Below are 16,900 nucleotides of genomic sequence, written 5' to 3' on the forward strand. Positions count from 1 at the left end.
TTCAAGAAAAAAATGATGATGGTTCTGCCAATTTAGAGATGCGACTGACAAAATGAGATAACGTAGCCCACAGCTGAAACAAAACAGCTAATTTGCTGTTGCCTTGACACCAAAACATATTTTTTGGCTGATTTTAAAAAGGAATATCAAACCAAGAAAATGAAGAGTAAACCCCATAATGTCCAATTCGATTTTGAATACTATTTTAAACAGATCCCTGACTTTATATGTGTCTCGGGTTATGATGGCTACTTCAAGAAAGTCAATCCTGCGGCATTGAACATATTGGGTTATAGTGAGCAGGAACTGCTCTCGGCTCCCATTTATAGCTTTGTACATCCGGAGGATAGGGAGCTTACTTCCAAAAAACTGGAATGTTTGCGCAATGGAGAGATTTTGTTGTGTTTCGAGAGCCGGTACCTGGCAAAGGGCGGAAAAGTCGTTTGGCTTTTATGGACTTCGGTTCCCCTAGAAAGGGATAGGGTGGTTTTTTCGATCGCAAAAGATATTACCTTATTAAAGGAAGCAAGAGACCTGCATATCGGAACGATTTTGGAAAAACTGAATACTGATCAGATGCAAAGATTTGAGGCCGATATTAAGTTCATCAGACCGGCAATGGTCGTCGATAGTTCGAATTTGAAGTGGATGGGGAATGTTTCCCCAATATCCCAAAGGGACCAGGTTTGGCTGAACAGGCTAGAGGCGGTGGTCAGACAACATGTTGGCCGCTTAGAGATCAACCTTGCAATGCTCAGTTCGGATATGGCGATCAGTGAGCGGCAGCTTTTTAGACAGGTGAAGCGGATCATGGGCGTTACCCCGAGCAAGCTTGTACAGACCATACGTTTTCACCTAGCCTGGGAAGCAATTGCATCTGGAAAGTATCATTCTCTTGCCGAAATTGCAAGTATAGCCGGATACACTTCCAAAACTCATTTCAAAAAAGTTTTCAATAGAACTTATGGTATCGATATAGCGGAATTGCTCTAGATCATTGGTGTAGTGCTGTGATTTTTTCAAATAGATAGTAAATATGGATAAAAAAATATTGGTGATCGACGATGACCCTGATATCTTGGACGTTGTTGAATTGATCCTGATAGAAGGGGGATACCAGCCTGTTTTACGGCAGACTGGCGCCCAGGCCTCGGACATCGTTATGTTGAATCCTAGATTAATTCTGATGGACGTTAGGATAAAGGGCTACCCCTACTTGGGTACGGAAATCTGTGCCCAAATAAAGTCTGACAGCACGATGGCGAACATCCCTATTCTGCTATTCTCCTCTGAAGATGGCCTGGCTGAATTGACATCCAACAGTGGCGCCGATGGCTATATCCGTAAGCCATTTGATATTCAAGTTTTATTGGGCAAGATCAGGGAATTTGTATCTTAGCTCCCTGTTATGGAAGGAAGATCAAGTATACCCAATTCATGGAACCGTATCAATATGGATTCAGATAAGCTGAGGCTATTTTTTCTCAGGCATCTGGATCGCATCTACGCTGCAAAGCTACATTTGGTAACAAAGGTTCCCACCTTGGCCGTAGAGGTGCAGTTTTCGGCACTCAAGCATGCGATAGAAGAAACGGTTTCTGATGTCGAAAAACAGATTGCCCGCATGCAGATGATCTATACGCTGTTGGAAGCAGAGGTGAACCATGGAAGTATCCACGGTCTATCTGGTTTGATCGATGATGCATTTGAGGCGATCGGATCGCTGGTGGGCGAGCCTGAATTACAGGACCTGTCCATTATGTTTTACCTTCAGAATATTGAAAGCGTGGAGATGTCCTCATTTCAAGTACTCCAGATGGCAGCGGTCAAGTTGGGAAACAAACAGGTCAGTATGCTCTTGAAGGAAAATTATTTGGACGCGAAGGCGGATAGGGCATTGCTGTTAATGATCTCATCTAAATATATGGTAGGCTGATTGTATGCGCAGCTTAAACTTTTCTTTTTCGTATCGCAGCTAATTTGATGTCAATTCGTATGTAGCTGACTGCAGTTTTAATGCCGAATTTAAGGTCTATTAGGAGCTTAATTCCATTTGGCGTCGCACTACTTTTCTACAGAATCTTTAGAATTCAATGCTACAGTTGTCAGCGATCTTATAAAAGGCGGAGATATGATTTGGGCATTAGGTTGACGACGAGGGGTCAATCTCCCTTTTAGTCAGCTTATTCAAGGTAAGATAGCCCCCGATACCGCCTATCAGCGATGCCGCGAAAATGCCAATCTTTGCCTGGGTAATCAATTCCTCGCTACTGAAGGCCAAAGAGGTGACAAAAAGGGACATGGTAAAGCCTATCGATGCCAACAATCCCAGTCCTAACAGGTTACGGAAGTCCATGCCTTCGGGCAAGGGCGCAATGCGTACTTTTACCGCAAGAAAGGTGAAACCAACTACTCCAATCACTTTTCCAAGCAATAGTCCAAGTGCCACTCCGACAGCGACGTTGGTACTGAATAAATGGTCTATGTCTATATCCAGCGACACCCCAGCGTTGGCAAGGGCAAAAATGGGAATAATTAGGAACGTTACCATAGGGTGCATGGCGTGCTCCAATCTTTGCAGCGGGGGTGTTGCGGCAATAGTGGTTTCCTGGATCTTTTCCAGTTCGTGCAGTTGTTCGTTCGTTAGGGTAGGCGTATTGTCCGTAGGGTCAAGGCTACGAAAGCGGTTAAGGAAGTTTGTGATCCGTTCGATATAGTTTTTTTCGTCAATTTTCACATCTGCTGGTATGGTAAATGCGGCCAGCACAGCTGCGATGGTAGCATGAACGCCAGACAAAAGAAAGGTAGTCCATACGCCCCCAATGCCCAATATGGCATAGAACAGTATGCTCCTCACACCCATTCGGTTACCAATGTACATCATGACGAGTACAACTCCGCCAGTAATTAGGTGCATGCTCGAAATTTCGGAAGTGTAGAAAAATGCGATAACCAACACAGCACCGAGATCGTCTACAATGGCAAGGGCAGTAAGAAATACTTTTAGTGCCAGGGGAATTCGGTCGCCCAAGAGGTAGAGTACGCCCAATGCAAAGGCAATATCTGTTGCCATTGGAATTCCCCAGCCTGCGTGCGCCTGACCTGAAGGATTGAAGATCAGATAAATTACGGCTGGTACGGCCATCCCGCCCAAGGCAGCAGCAATGGGCAACATCGCTTTACGTGGATTTGAGAGTTCGCCACCCACAATTTCGCGTTTTAGTTCGAGGCCTACCACGAAAAAGAAAATAGCCATAAAACCATCATTGATCCAATGGTGAAGGTTGAAATTAAAATAGGGCTCGCCATCCCATTGAAATCCAAATTGGTGTTCGAGAAAATGGTGATAGGCGTGCGACAATGGCGAATTAGCCAGTATCAGGGCGATCACCACACTTAAACCTAAAACAATTCCTCCCGCCTTTTGCTGCTGGATAAAGCGTTGTATCGGTTTGGAGATTTTTTCTATAGGTGCGGGCTTTAGACCTTGTATCATGTGATAACAGATTTTATGGATGGGAAATGGCAAAAATAGCAAAATTATTAAATTGAAGTTTGTGGCCGCTGCTCGTCTGATGGTGGCACAGCTATTCCGCAATGGGAACAATACCTGTCTGTTGGCGAGTGCAGAGCCCCCAAACAATTGGGGCAGCGCCGCTTAGCCTCTTCGGTAGCCCTGGCCATTTCTACCGAAACTATTCCCGTAGGAACGGCAATGATCCCGTAACCGATGACCATTAGCACGCTGGCCAGCAGTTGACCTAAGGGAGATTGCGGTGAGATATCCCCATAGCCCACCGTTGTTACGGTTACAATAGCCCAGTAGATAGATACAGGGATGTTGGTAAAACCCGTATCCTCGCCCTCAATGATGTACATTAGCGTACCGATAATTGTTACGAGTGTAAGTACGCAGGTAAGGAATACGATGATTTTGTGCGAACTTGCCTTAAGTGCATTGCCCAGCACGTTGCCTTCGTTCATAAAGCGGGTAAGTTTCATGATCCTGAAAACCCGAAGCAGTCTGATGGCCCGCACCACAATCAGGTACTGGCCTCCTGGGAAGAACAAGCTGAGAAAGCTGGGTAAAATTGCAATAAGGTCTATTAGTCCATAAAACGAAAGGATGTATCGCCAAGGTTTTCTGCTGCTGTAAATCCTCAAAATATATTCTATCGTAAAAAGTCCGGTGAATAGCCACTCTAGTAGGTGAATGAACCGACCATAGGTCAGCCTTATTTCGGCTACGCTCTCCAGAAAAACCAAAAGTATACTCGCTACAATCAGTCCCAATAAAAGCATGTCGAAGTTTTTGCCTGCTGGGGTGTCGGCACGAAAGATGATAATATACAATCGTTGTTTTAGGGAACTGTGTCTATGTTTATCCATATGCTCTGTTCTTTAAACAGCCTAAGTTAAAGGATGTTTTTAAATGACGATGAGTCGTATGGCTACGTTGTCTCCATCATCATTATAAATGGGTAGGCTATAACCGTTACAAAGCGACTTTGGTTACCCTACTTTCATCATTTCCTACACGATAGCACAATTAATTTAGCGCAACAAATGCCATATGTTAATGAATTAATAGGTACTTTGGTTGTGGCTGCCGATGGGGAGCTGGGAAAAGTGAAAGATATTTATTTCGAGGATAAGGAATGGCGGGTGCAGTATTTGGTTGTGGATACTGGCAGCTGGCCATTTGGTCAATCGGTACTTATTTCGCCACTAGATACTGCCCTGTATCTCGCGGAACAAAAGGTTTTAATGTCTGCATTAACTAAAGCGGAATTAAAGCGTATTTCGGAGGATGAAGATCCTAGACCCATCACAAAACGAAATACTTCGCTGCTCTACAGCCATCGTGCCTGGCCTGCCTTTGGAAGGGCGGGCAATGGTTATCCTACGCTTGGAATGATGAAAGCTGGCTCCGGATTGGCCAACGTTGCCGAGTTTTCGGTTAAACGGCGCAGACATACACTCAGTTTCAAACCTATCGTAAATTATGATATACATAATAGTGACGGACGTCTTGGACTCTTAAAAGACCTCATGATGGATCTGGAAAAATGGTCATTACCCTATCTGCTCTTCGACGACACCTCGACATCTGATCGGGAGCGTGTAATTATTGCCAATGATAGAGTTATCTCTTTTGACTCCCGCCAATCATTACTGAACATATCGATTAGCCAAGCTCAATTTCAGGCCAGCCCAAAAATTAATCCAGTGGTTTTTTTTGCCAATGGGGCGGTGCAATGGTGTTAGTCAATAAGAGGAACTATCTTTCAATTTCAAAGAAAATAGTTTTGCGAAAAGTAGAAGCATTAGAATGGCCATGGTTGCTGCAAATCTGATGAAAGATCGCAGATTACATCATTTGGGAATTATTATCAGCAGATAATATATGCTGCCATACACATCACATCATTCAAAGATGAAATTAATTTGTTCATATTTTTTGCAAGCATATGGGATTTTCGGGTACTAGTTACTCTTCTATAGTACATAACACTAAAATATGATTAAGATGGGTAAATTTTTGACAGTGTGTATCATCTCACTGTCAATGAGCGGTCCTTTGACGGCGCAGGAATCAGAATTTGTAAGCAAGAGTTTTAAGACAGCGGAACCGCTCTATGAAAATCTACTAGCCAAAACAAGAGGTAATTTTAAAGATTATCCGCATTCGCTTTATGAGAATGGAGAAATCAAATACTTACAGATTGATGAGTGGACTGGCGGTTTTTGGCCTGGAGCTTTGTGGTATATGTATGAATTTACTAAAGATGAAAAATGGAAAGCTGCTGCCTTAGCATGGACACATTCCTTGGAAGACAACCAGTTTAACACTTCGCATCATGATATCGGCTTTATGATGTACTGTAGTTATGGCAATGCATTAAGATTTGTGAACAACGAAAAATACCCTCAAATACTTTTACAGTCGGCAAAATCGCTCTGCCAAAGATATTCTCCGGTGGTGGGCAGCATCCAATCTTGGAACAAACGCAAATCAAAGGGCGATATCAACACTTGGCAGTACCCGGTAATTATGGATAATATGATGAATTTGGAGCTATTGTTTTATGCTAGTAAAATAAGCGGGGATACTAGCTTTAAGCATATTGCGATTAAACATGCAGAGCAGACGATGAAAAACCATTTGAGGAAAGACTATAGTTCTTATCATGTAGTGAATTACGATCCCTTATCAGGAGAAGTGTTGCACAAGCAAACATTACAAGGTTTTTCAGATAATTCTACTTGGGCTAGAGGTCAAGCTTGGGGGGTTTACGGCTTTACCACCGTTTACCGCGAAACCAAGGATCCTCGCTTTCTAAAAGCAGCAATGAAAATGGCAGATTATTTTATCGATCATCCAAATCTACCGACAGATAAAATTCCCTATTGGGATTTCAATGTGGGGCAAGTTGGTTTTAAACCGGATTGGAATTTTAATCCAGCCAAATTTGAGGAAACACCTAGAGATGCATCAGCAGCTGCCATAGCCAGTTCTGGCTTATTAGAGTTAAGTACGATGCTTAAAGGTGAACATAAGCAGAAGTATTTCAATGCGGCTGTAGGGATGTTAAAATCACTCAGTACTGATAGATATCTTAACGTAGACCATCAAAATCCATATTTTCTGTTGAAACAAAGTACTGGTAATTTACCATCTAATAGAGAGATAGATGTGCCATTAATCTATGCGGATTATTATTTTTTGGAAGGGTTATTGCGTTACCAGAGAATAAAATAGGCTTAATTTTGTGGGAGATTGGAGTGCAGTAATCGAGCTTCGTTGTGGCGATACAAAGTGCCGCTTTTTGTAAAATCGAAAATATTAGATAGCTTTGGTTGAGTACTGCACTGAGTATGATTAGATCAACAGACAACCAAGTAGACGACCAATATTTGCTAACTCAAATGAGATCGGGTGACGAATCTGCTTTTCATTTGCTGTACGATAAGTATTGGGAGCAGGTCTACAATGCTGCCTTCAAGCGCTTGAAAGACTCTGATTACGCAAAAGACATTACGCAGGATATATTTTTGCAACTTTGGGCTAGAAGGACAGAGATACAAATTGCTTTTGTGCCAGGTTACCTTTATGCCGCTGTGAGAAACAATGTTTTTAAATGGATGGAAAAAGAACAACGTTTTACTACCATTCCAGATTTATTGTTGTGTTTAGAAAGGGTAAGCGACCAAGCCGATGTAGAGTTATTGCGAAAAGAGTTTATGTTGAAATACGAAAACTTGGTGAATAGTTTACCACCAGCTCAACAAGTTATTTTCAAGCTTCGTTTTCATGAAGAACTGTCTACCAAAGAAATTGCCGAAAAGCTGAATATCAGTAGAAAGACAGTGCAAAACCAACTTGGAAAGAGCGTGGGGCAATTGAGAGACGCCCTAGATGTACTTTATTTAGTAGCGATGCTGCACCTTTCAAACTAATTTTATTTTCTTGTGGGAGTTTTCCGTATTTGCTGGTCTTGATCATATAGGGCTACGCTAAACTCGTGGCACATAATTTAAAATGGATAAAAAAACATTCATCGATATTCTTGGTAAATACAATAAGGGTAAAGCCAGCGAGCAGGAAATTGAATTGTTGGAGGCTTACTATGAGTTGTTTGATGTAGAAGAGAATATCCTCGATAAAATGGATCTGGGCCGAAAAGAGCAATTGAAAAAGACAATATTAGCCGAGGTAATGCCAGAAAATCCAGAGGGGACTACAATAAAAATAAAAAGATGGTATAAAGGTCGATGGCTATCTGCAGCAGCTGTTTTAGTGTTGTTGTTTTCTGTAAGCCTCTTATGGTTTAAAAAACCTGCCAATAAAGGGGTGGTAGTTGAAAACACGGAAACTGTAACAGTGATTAAACCTGGGAGCAACCAAGCTATCCTCACATTGGCCGACGGATCTACCATAGGTTTAAACGAAGAGGAAAAAGGCATTATTGTGGCGCAAGCTGGCCTTCGGGTAACAAAAGGTAACGACGGAGAAGTAAAGTACGAATCTAACGATGAATTGGTGCCTACTATTAATACCATTGCTACACCTAGAGGCGGACAGTATCAATTGGTGTTAGACGATGGTACCAAAGTTTGGCTTAATGCCCAATCTTCTATCAAATTTCCTACACGTTTTACCGGAGATAATAGAACCGTAGATATTACAGGAGAAGTATACTTTGAAGTAGCGAAAAATAAGAATATGCCATTTCAGGTACGCACACCAAACCAACAAATTGAAGTGCTGGGTACACATTTTAACGTCAATACTTACACGGATGAAGAGGCTGAGAAAACTACTTTGATTGAAGGTAGTGTAAAAGTAGCTAGGTTGAAAAATGGTGTTGCCGAAATGGCCTGGGCTAAAATGTTAAAGCCCGGACAAGAAGCTTCATTAATTGAAGGAAGTAATATTGTAAATATTGCTGCTGCAGATACAGAAGTGGCCATTTCTTGGAAAAATGGTTATTTCAAATTTGATAAAGCCGATATACAAACAGTAATGCGCCAAATTTCTAGATGGTACAATGTAGATGTGAAATACGAAGGGCAAACTAGTAAAGATCTTTTTGTAGGTAAAATTAAGCGTACAGAAGATATTAACGGGGTATTGAGAATTTTAGAACTGAGTAAAATAAATACTTCCGTAAAGGGAAGAACAATCATCATCAACAACTAAATAATTACTAACCAAAACTTAAACCCAATTTAGTATGAAAACTTAGCTACCCTCATCACTAAATGGTTAACAAACTAAAAACCGGATGTGCGGGAACACAACCGGTTTGACCTCCGTTGAGGAGCCTGTTTGGTCTAACCTAAATGCTGTGTAAAGAACCTTTATTCAAAAACCAAACTTAACAAAAGTATGCAATTAAATTTTTATGGTAAAATCCAGGAAAATTCTGGGTTTTATTCATCCAAAATGTTTCTAATCATGAAACTTACGGTTGTCTTTATTTTCATTACTTGCTTTCATATCAGCGCAAAAAGCTATTCGCAAAGTATCAATTTATCAGGTAGAAATATATCACTAGAGAAAGCTTTAACGCTCATTAGCGAGCAAAGTGGTCACTACTTGTTTTATAAATATAATGAGGTAAAGGAAGCTACACCAGTAACTTTAAACCTGAAAAACGCATCGCTATCAAAAGCTTTGCAAGAAATTTTAAAAGACCAACCATTTACGTTTTCTATAGAACAGAAAACCATTGTGGTTACAAAAGTAAAGCTAACCACCAAAGCAGTTGTGCCTATAGATATTAAAGGTAAGGTATTGGGCGATAAATCGACCCCTTTACCCGGCGCTGGTATTCGAGTTAAAAATGGTACGCAAACCACCACAACAGATAGTGATGGTAATTTTTCTTTAACCAATTTGCCAGAAAATGCGGTGCTTGTGGTCAGTTATGTGGGCTACGTAACGCAAGAAATTACCGTTGGCAGCAAAACATCGCTTACCGTTACTTTGGTAGAGGATGCCAGTAACCTCAATACTTTGGTAGTAGTAGGTTACGGTAAACAAGAGCGTAAAGACATTACCGGGTCTATCAGTTCTATCAATTCGCAAAAAATTAAAGACCAACCCGTAGTTAGTTTAGATAATGCGATGGCTGGGCAAATGGCTGGGGTGCAAGTTAGCCAAGCTACAGGTGCACCAGGAGGCGGTTCTACCGTTAGAATTAGGGGCGCAGGTTCTTTAAGTGCTGGTAACGAACCATTGTACGTAGTAGATGGTTTTCCTGTAACTAATGACTATAACCAAAGAAATAATCCATTAGCTACCATTAATCCGGCTGATATAGATAACATTCAAGTCTTAAAAGACGCTTCTGCAACAGCAATTTATGGTTCAAGAGGGTCAAATGGCGTGGTAATTATCACTACAAAATCAGGCAAGTCGGGTGTTTCTAAAATCGATTTCAATTTAAACACCGGTGTACAACAAGTAGAGAGAACCCTAGAAGTATTAAATGCCAGTGAGTTTGCTACTTTTATCAACGAAACAAGAAATAATGCCTGGATAAATTCGGCTGCTGGCCGTTCGGCTTCAGATCCAAATTCGGCAAGGTTAAATAATGTGATGTATTTACTACCAGCGTCGCTTTCAAATCCTAGCGCTTTAGGCCAAGGTACCAACTGGCAAGACGAAATATTTAGAAATGCACCGATGAGCAACTATCAGATTAATTTTTCTGGTGGTAACGAGAAAACTAAATACTTTGTTTCTGGCGGATATTTAACCCAAGATGGTATTGTTTTAAACTCTGATTTAAAACGTTACTCGTTTCGTGTAAATGTAGAATCTCAGGTAAATAAAGCCGTAAAAGTGGGAGCAAACCTTACACCAACCTACAATTTCTCTAATCAAAGTTTGGCCGAGGGTAACTGGCAAGGTGGTGGTATCATTCAATCAGCTTTAACAGCAAATCCACTTTTAACGCCTTACAATGTAGATGGTAGTTATACTAAAATTACAGGTCAAGGTATAGGAACTAGTGAGGTAGATAATCCGGTGAAGATTGCCAGAGAATATTTCCATCAACAGGGTAATATGAGATTATTGGGAACTGCCTTTGCCGAAGTAAGTATCATTAAAGATTTAAACTTCAAAGCATTGGTTGGTGCTGATATCAGGAACTTTAGAGAGCAAATTTTTAATCCATCGGTAATTAATCCCAATAGTGTTAACGATACCAAGTTGGCTACTGCGAACAACAATACTTTGGAAACCAGAAATTGGCTGACCGAATTTACCTTAAACTACAACAAGAAAATAAAAAAGCACTCGTTTGATGCCTTGTTAGGTTATACCATTCAGCAAGAAAACATCGAATTAAATTCTATAAGCGCTACCAACTTTCCTAATGATCAAATTAAAACCATTAGTGCAGCAGGTGCTATTACCAGTGCCACGGCAACAAAAGAGGAGTGGGCATTGCTGTCGTACATAGCTCGTATCAATTATAGTTTCGATAACAAGTATTTGCTAACGGCAACATTCAGGACAGATGGCTCGTCTCGTTTTGGTTTTAATAGCCGCTGGGGAGCTTTTCCATCTGTTTCATTAGGTTGGAGAATTTCAGAAGAAAACTTTATGAAGGATGTGAACTGGGTATCTGATTTAAAATTGAGAACCAGTTATGGTTTAACGGGAAATAATTTCATTAGCAACTATGGCGCTATTGGCTTAACTGCTCCAGATAATTATGTTTTTGGTGCTAGCGGCGGAACAGTAGTTAACGGTATAAGATTAGCCAATATTGGCAATGCCGATTTGAGCTGGGAGAAGAACAAGCAGCTAGATATCGGTCTAGAGTTCGGTATCTTGAGAAATCGTGTCTCTTTAGGTGTAGATTATTACAATAAAAGAACTTCAGATTTATTATTGAACGTTCCAACACCTACTTTAATAGGCTTCAGCAATGCTTTGCAGAATATTGGCGAAATAGAGAACAAAGGTTTCGAATTTACGGTAACCAGCAGAAATTTAGTAGGAGAGTTTAAATGGAATACGGATATCAACTTTTCTACCAACAATATCAAGGTGTTGGCTTTAGGTCCAGATGGTTCTAGAATTTTAGCTAGACAAACCACTTTTGCAGCTGGAAACACACATATTACCGAAATTGGAGGTACCCCTGGTGCATTTTTTGGTTACAAAGTGATTGGTGTGTTCCAAAATCAAAATGAAGTTAATACACAACCTGGTTTTGTAAATGCAAGTGGCGTGCCTACGGGTAAACCTGGACAGTTAAAATTTGCAGATGTGAACGGAGATGGAATCATCACAGCTGATGACAGAACAAATATTGGAAGTCCATTTCCAGATTTTACCTACGGGATGACCAACAGCTTTTCTTATAAAGGTTTCGATTTGGCTTTTACACTACAAGGTGTTCAAGGTTTCGAGGTATTGAATGCAGCTCGTAGATTTTATGGAAACTATGCAGGTTCCTATAATGTATTAAAGAGCACGGCCAACGGTTGGAAATCTGAAAGTGACCGCGGAGATGGCGTAACCCCACAGTTAGATCGTAATTTTAATGCCTTAGGCAATGCTTCGGTAATTAATAATGCAACTTCTGCATTTGTAGAAGATGGTTCTTTTTTAAGGATTAGAAATGTCACCTTAGGCTATAATTTGCCAGCTACAGTAGCCAAAAGCTTAAAAGTAGCTAATGCGAGGTTAAGTTTTACGATACAAAACTTGCATACTTTTACAAAATACGAGGGCTACAATCCAGAAGTAAGTGTTGAGGGTGCAAATCCTTTAATGCCTGGTGTAGATTCTGGTGGTTACCCACTTGCTCGCACATTTATGTTTGGTTTAAATTTTGGATTTTAAGAAGTATTAGACATGAAAAATATAAAAACAATTTTTGTCGCAGGCGTATTAGTGATACTGTCTGTCTGCAGTTGTACCAAAGACTTTTTAGACCGTGCACCAATTTCTCAGATGAATGGGAACAACTTTTATAAAACTGCCGATGATATGAAAAATGCACTTTCTTCGGTGTATAGTGGTTTGCAAACTGCAGGTCTGTATTACTCATCTATGCACGTCATTGGCGACATGAGATCGGATAATACAGAAATTACCAATCCAAATGCAGGTTCTGATTTGGTGGCTATCGATAACTTTCAAAATTTGCCAACCACATCTATCAGCAGCACTACTTGGGCAGGTCATTATCAAGCCATCCAATCGGCTAACATTGTGATAGAGAAAATACAAGCTGTAAATATGGATGCCAATTTAAAAGCTAGATATGCAGCCGAAGCTAAATTTTTGCGAGGATTGATGTATTTTAACTTGGTGCGTATTTTTGGCGACGTTCCTTTGGTAGTAAAGGTGATCAATAGCCCGCAGGAAGGCTATACGTACGGCAGAAACCCCTCAGCCGAAGTTTATAATCAAATTATTACTGATTTAAGCGAAGCCGAAGCTGTTTTACCACACGAATTTACAGGTGTAGATATTGGTAGGGCAACTAAAGGTGCAGCAGCTGCTTTATTGGGAAAAGTTTATCTAACCCAAAAAAGATGGGATCTTGCAGCGCCACAACTTAAAAAAGTAATAGACAACGTATCGCTAAATAAATACCAGATTATGCCAACCTATGCTGGTGTTTTTGGTATTGCTAACGAGAATAACAGAGAGTCTATTTTCGAAGTTCAGTTTAAAAAAGGTTCGGCAGGAGAAGGTAGCCCGTTTACCAACCAATTTGCTCCAATTGGCTCTGGAACTGCGGTAGTAGCTATCGGAAATCCATTAGGGCAGAACATCCCTACTGCTAATATGAGCAATGCTTATGAAGCTGGCGATTTAAGAAAAGCGGTATCTATGAGAAATAGTTATGTGCTGGGAGCAAATACAGTACAACATAATTACGTTGTCAAATATTTGGGAACACCAGCAGCAAGTTTGGATAGTGACAACAACTGGATTGTGTTGAGGTATGCTGACGTGCTATTAATGTATGCTGAAGCCTTAAACGAGCAAGGTTACGTAGCCGATGGTCCAGCTTTCACTTATCTTAACCAAATTAGAAATAGGGCAGGTCTGTTACCTAAAACCAGTAATAACGCAGATTTAGCACTGCGGATTGCCGATCAGAATGCTTTTCGATTGGCTATAGAACAGGAAAGAAGGGTAGAACTTGCCTTCGAAGGCCACCGCTGGTTCGATTTAGTTCGTACTGATCGTGCTTTAACGGTAATGGCTGGTAGTGGTATACAAGCACATCATATATTGTTCCCTATTCCCCAAAGTCAAATAGATATTAACCCTGCTTTAATTAGGCAAAATACGGGTTACCCTAACTAAGTTATCTTTTTCCCGTCTTTGCTGCGGCTGTGGCAAAGACGGGAATTTGATTTGATATCTTTCTACCTATCTTTTAATTCCTAAATTTATGAGAAGATTATTTCTGTCTTGCTTAATGGCCATTGTTTGCTTTCAATTTTCATGGGCGCAGGTAAAAACACTTAACCAAAAAGATACTGGCTATAGAGGGATATGGTACAGCAACCAGCCTTCTAACGACGAATACGTCTACAAATATAGCGGCGGTTTGGGCACTTACCCAGCCAATCACTATCCTTTTTCTGTATACGTAGCTAAAGAGAACAAAACATTTTTTTGTTACGGCGGAGCAGATCTAGCTGGCAAGACATTGCTGCACATGGTTTCTTATTTCGATCACAAAACTGGGATGGTACCCAAACCAACCATTGTTTTAGATAAAAAAACAGACAACGCACATGATAATCCGGTAATGAATATTGATGGCGAGGGTTACATTTGGCTGTTTTCTACAGCACACGGTACCAACGGGCCATCTTATGTGCATAAAAGCGTAAAGCCTTATGATATTACTAAGTTCGAACAAATTCAGGCTACCAAAGTCGAGAATGGCAAAGTGGTGCCGATGAACAATTTTTCTTACCTGCAAAGTTGGTATCAAAAGGGAAATGGCTTTATCAATTTATTTACCCATTACGATAGAAAAGTGATACCAAACCAACCTAGCAAGCCACGTAGAACGATTAGTTATATGACTAGCCCCGATGGTATAAGCTACAGCGATTGGAAGGATTTGGCCACTATCGAAGAAGGGCATTACCAAACCAGTGGTAGTTTTGGCAATACAGTGGGTACTTCGTTTAACTTCCACCCAGTAAAGCAGGGAGAGAACGGACTGAACTACCGTACGAATTTGTACTATATCCAAACCAAAGATTTTGGAAAAACTTGGGAGAACGTAACTGGTAAAAAGATGCAGCTACCCTTAACCCAAATTCAAAATGAAGCATTGGTAAAAGATTATCAATCACTTGACCTAAACGTTTATATTAACGATTTAGCCTACGATAACCAAGGCAATCCTATCATTTTATTCATCACTAGTAAAGGCTACCAAGCTGGCCCAGGAAACGCACCCTATACTTGGCATACTGCAAGGTTTACAGGTACGCAGTGGGAAATATTGCCGGTAACCACTTCTGATAATAATTATGATATGGGCTCTTTAATGGTAGATAAAAAAGGTAATTGGACTATTGTAGGGCCAACTACTACCGGGCCTCAAGCTTTCAACACTGGTGGAGAAATGGTGATGTGGACTAGCAGTAATCAAGGTAAAAACTGGAAAGCAAAACCGCTAACAGCGAATAGCACATATAATCACTCTTATGCCAGAAAACCTGTAAATGTACATGATGGTTTCTTCGCTTTTTGGGCCGATGGACATGGAAGAAAGCGTTCTGTATCTCATTTGTATTTCTCGGATAAAAAAGGAAATGTATATCAGCTACCAGACAATATGACTGCCGATATGATGAAGCCCATCAAACTAAATAAACCAAATAAATAAGCATGAGGAGTTACGCAAAGCTGATATTTGGATTGCTGACAGCGCTTTGTTTTACGGCTTGTAACCAAAACAAACTGCAATTGCCAACCATTGATAATATTCAACTGCAGCGCAATTTATTGAAAGTAGAGGTGTTGGCCAAAGATCTGGATGTCCCTTGGGATATTTGCTATGCCGATGACCATTCACTTCTTGTTGCCGAACAAGGCGGAACGGTTTCTAGGATAGATTTAGCGACGGGGGAAAAAAGACAGTTGGTTAAAATAGCTGAGGTTTGGCGTAAACGCACAGCCGGTTTGTTGGGTTTAGTGGTGCATCCGCAGGTGCAAAAAAATCCTTACCTATTTGTGAACTACACCGTTAAAAAGGATAGTTTGCTTGTCATAAACCGTTTGGTGCGTTACGAAATTACCGCCGACACCCTGAAAAATCCTAAAATACTTTTAGAAATAGATGGCTACACTGCACACAATGGTTCTCGCTTAGCTATCGGTCCTGATCAAAAGTTATATTGGGCCACAGGCGATGCCTATTTCGGTGAAAAAGCACAAGACCCCAAAAGCTTAAACGGTAAAATTCTGCGGATAAATACTGATGGTTCCGTGCCTTCCGATAACCCAACACGAAATAGTTACGTTTGGGCTTCGGGCTTTAGAAATATGCAGGGACTAACATTTTCAGATAGAGGTTTGCTCTATACTTCCGAACACGGTGATGCTATTGAAGATGAAGTCAACCTCATTGAAAAAGGGAAGAACTATGGTTGGCCAGTTATTGAAGGTAAGGAAGATTTGCCAGCCGAAAAAGCATTTGCGTTGCAATATCATACCACGCCACCCATCAAATCGTGGACACCCGTTATTGCTCCAGCAGGAATTACCTATCACAACGGTAAAGGCATCCCCGAATGGGCAAATAGTTTACTGCTTACCACATTAAAGGGCAAAAGTTTAAGGGTGATTAAGTTAAGCGATGATGGTAGGAGCACGAAAGGAGAAGAAATCTTTTTTGAAAAATATTATGGCAGGTTACGTGATGTTTGTACCGATAAATATGGTGCTGTTTATATCGCAACCAGCAACAAAGATTGGAACCCTTCACCAGGTTTCCCACTACCAGAAGATGATAAAATCTTAAAAATTAGCAAAGCTGATAAAGCGACGCACAAGGTACTCAAAGCCAAAGAACCAGAAATTGAAAATCTCGTTTCTGGTAAAACCATCTATCAACAATATTGCGCTTCTTGCCATAAAGAAGATGGAAAAGGCGTGTTAGGTACATTCCCTGCTTTAGCAGGTTCGGCCAAAGTAAAGGCTAGCCCAGAAATGCTAATTCCTATTTTGTTAAATGGCATTAGCAAGGAACAAGCAGGTGCGGCCATGCCAGCTTTTGATTTTTTAAGCATTCAAGAATCTGCTGCCGTTCTTACTTACATCCGCCAAAACTGGGGTAACAAAGCAAGCGCCATTACACCTTCGCAAATCAAAAAACAGTAG

Annotated in this window: 13 protein-coding genes; 11 read left to right on the forward strand and 2 right to left on the reverse strand. The window is 40.8% G+C overall.

Going from position 1 to position 16,900, the window contains the following annotated elements:
• Positions 1-123 precede the first annotated feature (123 nt).
• Genes AC23ME_RS05305 through AC23ME_RS05315 form a run of 3 tightly spaced genes read left to right on the forward strand, consistent with a single transcriptional unit; the run spans position 124 to position 1,936 of the window.
• Positions 124-993, forward strand: a complete 870-nt coding sequence (locus AC23ME_RS05305; protein WP_487726702.1) for a helix-turn-helix domain-containing protein — start codon at positions 124-126, stop codon at positions 991-993.
• A gap of 43 nt (positions 994-1,036) precedes the next feature.
• Positions 1,037-1,399 (forward strand): response regulator, encoded by a 363-nt coding sequence (locus tag AC23ME_RS05310; protein ID WP_487726703.1) that lies wholly within the window; start codon positions 1,037-1,039, stop codon positions 1,397-1,399.
• A 9-nt stretch (positions 1,400-1,408) separates the two neighbouring features.
• Complete coding sequence (locus AC23ME_RS05315) at positions 1,409-1,936, forward strand: DUF892 family protein (RefSeq protein WP_487726704.1); 528 nt, start codon at positions 1,409-1,411, stop codon at positions 1,934-1,936.
• Between the two features lie 207 nt (positions 1,937-2,143).
• Here the strand turns inward: AC23ME_RS05315 and nhaA are convergent, their stop codons facing one another.
• Positions 2,144-3,496, reverse strand: a complete 1,353-nt coding sequence (nhaA, locus tag AC23ME_RS05320; RefSeq protein WP_487726705.1) for a Na+/H+ antiporter NhaA — start codon at positions 3,494-3,496, stop codon at positions 2,144-2,146.
• 47 nt (positions 3,497-3,543) lie between these two features.
• On the reverse strand, positions 3,544-4,389 hold the full coding sequence (locus AC23ME_RS05325; RefSeq protein ID WP_487726706.1) for an ion transporter: 846 nt from the start codon (positions 4,387-4,389) through the stop codon (positions 3,544-3,546).
• Positions 4,390-4,566: 177 nt separating this feature from the next.
• Here AC23ME_RS05325 and AC23ME_RS05330 point away from each other — a divergent pair, with 177 nt between their 5' ends.
• The 8 genes from AC23ME_RS05330 (at position 4,567) to AC23ME_RS05365 (ending at position 16,900) form a co-directional block, all read left to right on the forward strand.
• Positions 4,567-5,268: a PRC-barrel domain containing protein gene (locus tag AC23ME_RS05330; protein WP_487726707.1), complete on the forward strand. Its 702-nt coding sequence runs from the start codon at positions 4,567-4,569 to the stop codon at positions 5,266-5,268.
• 262 nt (positions 5,269-5,530) lie between these two features.
• Complete coding sequence (locus AC23ME_RS05335; protein ID WP_487726708.1) at positions 5,531-6,763, forward strand: glycoside hydrolase family protein; 1,233 nt, start codon at positions 5,531-5,533, stop codon at positions 6,761-6,763.
• Between the two features lie 116 nt (positions 6,764-6,879).
• Positions 6,880-7,461 (forward strand): RNA polymerase sigma factor, encoded by a 582-nt coding sequence (locus AC23ME_RS05340; protein ID WP_487726709.1) that lies wholly within the window; start codon positions 6,880-6,882, stop codon positions 7,459-7,461.
• Between the two features lie 82 nt (positions 7,462-7,543).
• On the forward strand, positions 7,544-8,704 hold the full coding sequence (locus tag AC23ME_RS05345) for a FecR family protein (RefSeq protein ID WP_487726710.1): 1,161 nt from the start codon (positions 7,544-7,546) through the stop codon (positions 8,702-8,704).
• 258 nt (positions 8,705-8,962) lie between these two features.
• Positions 8,963-12,373 (forward strand): TonB-dependent receptor, encoded by a 3,411-nt coding sequence (locus AC23ME_RS05350; RefSeq protein ID WP_487726711.1) that lies wholly within the window; start codon positions 8,963-8,965, stop codon positions 12,371-12,373.
• A 12-nt stretch (positions 12,374-12,385) separates the two neighbouring features.
• On the forward strand, positions 12,386-13,855 hold the full coding sequence (locus AC23ME_RS05355; RefSeq protein WP_487726712.1) for a RagB/SusD family nutrient uptake outer membrane protein: 1,470 nt from the start codon (positions 12,386-12,388) through the stop codon (positions 13,853-13,855).
• 88 nt (positions 13,856-13,943) lie between these two features.
• Complete coding sequence (locus AC23ME_RS05360) at positions 13,944-15,404, forward strand: BNR-4 repeat-containing protein (RefSeq protein WP_487726713.1); 1,461 nt, start codon at positions 13,944-13,946, stop codon at positions 15,402-15,404.
• 2 nt (positions 15,405-15,406) lie between these two features.
• Positions 15,407-16,900: a PQQ-dependent sugar dehydrogenase gene (locus AC23ME_RS05365; RefSeq protein ID WP_487726714.1), complete on the forward strand. Its 1,494-nt coding sequence runs from the start codon at positions 15,407-15,409 to the stop codon at positions 16,898-16,900.

The organism is Pedobacter sp. T50_32, from assembly GCF_057652195.1.

Excerpts from the sequence above, each read along its gene's own strand:
- AC23ME_RS05325 (WP_487726706.1), bottom strand. The coding sequence starts at position 4,389 with ATGGATAAACATAGACACAGTTCCCTAAAACAACGATTGTATATTATC.
- AC23ME_RS05335 (WP_487726708.1), top strand. The coding sequence starts at position 5,531 with ATGGGTAAATTTTTGACAGTGTGTATCATCTCACTGTCAATGAGCGGT.
- AC23ME_RS05355 (WP_487726712.1), top strand. The coding sequence starts at position 12,386 with ATGAAAAATATAAAAACAATTTTTGTCGCAGGCGTATTAGTGATACTG.
- AC23ME_RS05340 (WP_487726709.1), top strand. The coding sequence starts at position 6,880 with ATGATTAGATCAACAGACAACCAAGTAGACGACCAATATTTGCTAACT.
- AC23ME_RS05315 (WP_487726704.1), top strand. The coding sequence starts at position 1,409 with ATGGAAGGAAGATCAAGTATACCCAATTCATGGAACCGTATCAATATG.
- AC23ME_RS05330 (WP_487726707.1), top strand. The coding sequence starts at position 4,567 with ATGCCATATGTTAATGAATTAATAGGTACTTTGGTTGTGGCTGCCGAT.
- AC23ME_RS05365 (WP_487726714.1), top strand. The coding sequence starts at position 15,407 with ATGAGGAGTTACGCAAAGCTGATATTTGGATTGCTGACAGCGCTTTGT.
- AC23ME_RS05360 (WP_487726713.1), top strand. The coding sequence starts at position 13,944 with ATGAGAAGATTATTTCTGTCTTGCTTAATGGCCATTGTTTGCTTTCAA.
- AC23ME_RS05310 (WP_487726703.1), top strand. The coding sequence starts at position 1,037 with ATGGATAAAAAAATATTGGTGATCGACGATGACCCTGATATCTTGGAC.
- nhaA (WP_487726705.1), bottom strand. The coding sequence starts at position 3,496 with ATGATACAAGGTCTAAAGCCCGCACCTATAGAAAAAATCTCCAAACCG.
- AC23ME_RS05350 (WP_487726711.1), top strand. The coding sequence starts at position 8,963 with ATGAAACTTACGGTTGTCTTTATTTTCATTACTTGCTTTCATATCAGC.
- AC23ME_RS05345 (WP_487726710.1), top strand. The coding sequence starts at position 7,544 with ATGGATAAAAAAACATTCATCGATATTCTTGGTAAATACAATAAGGGT.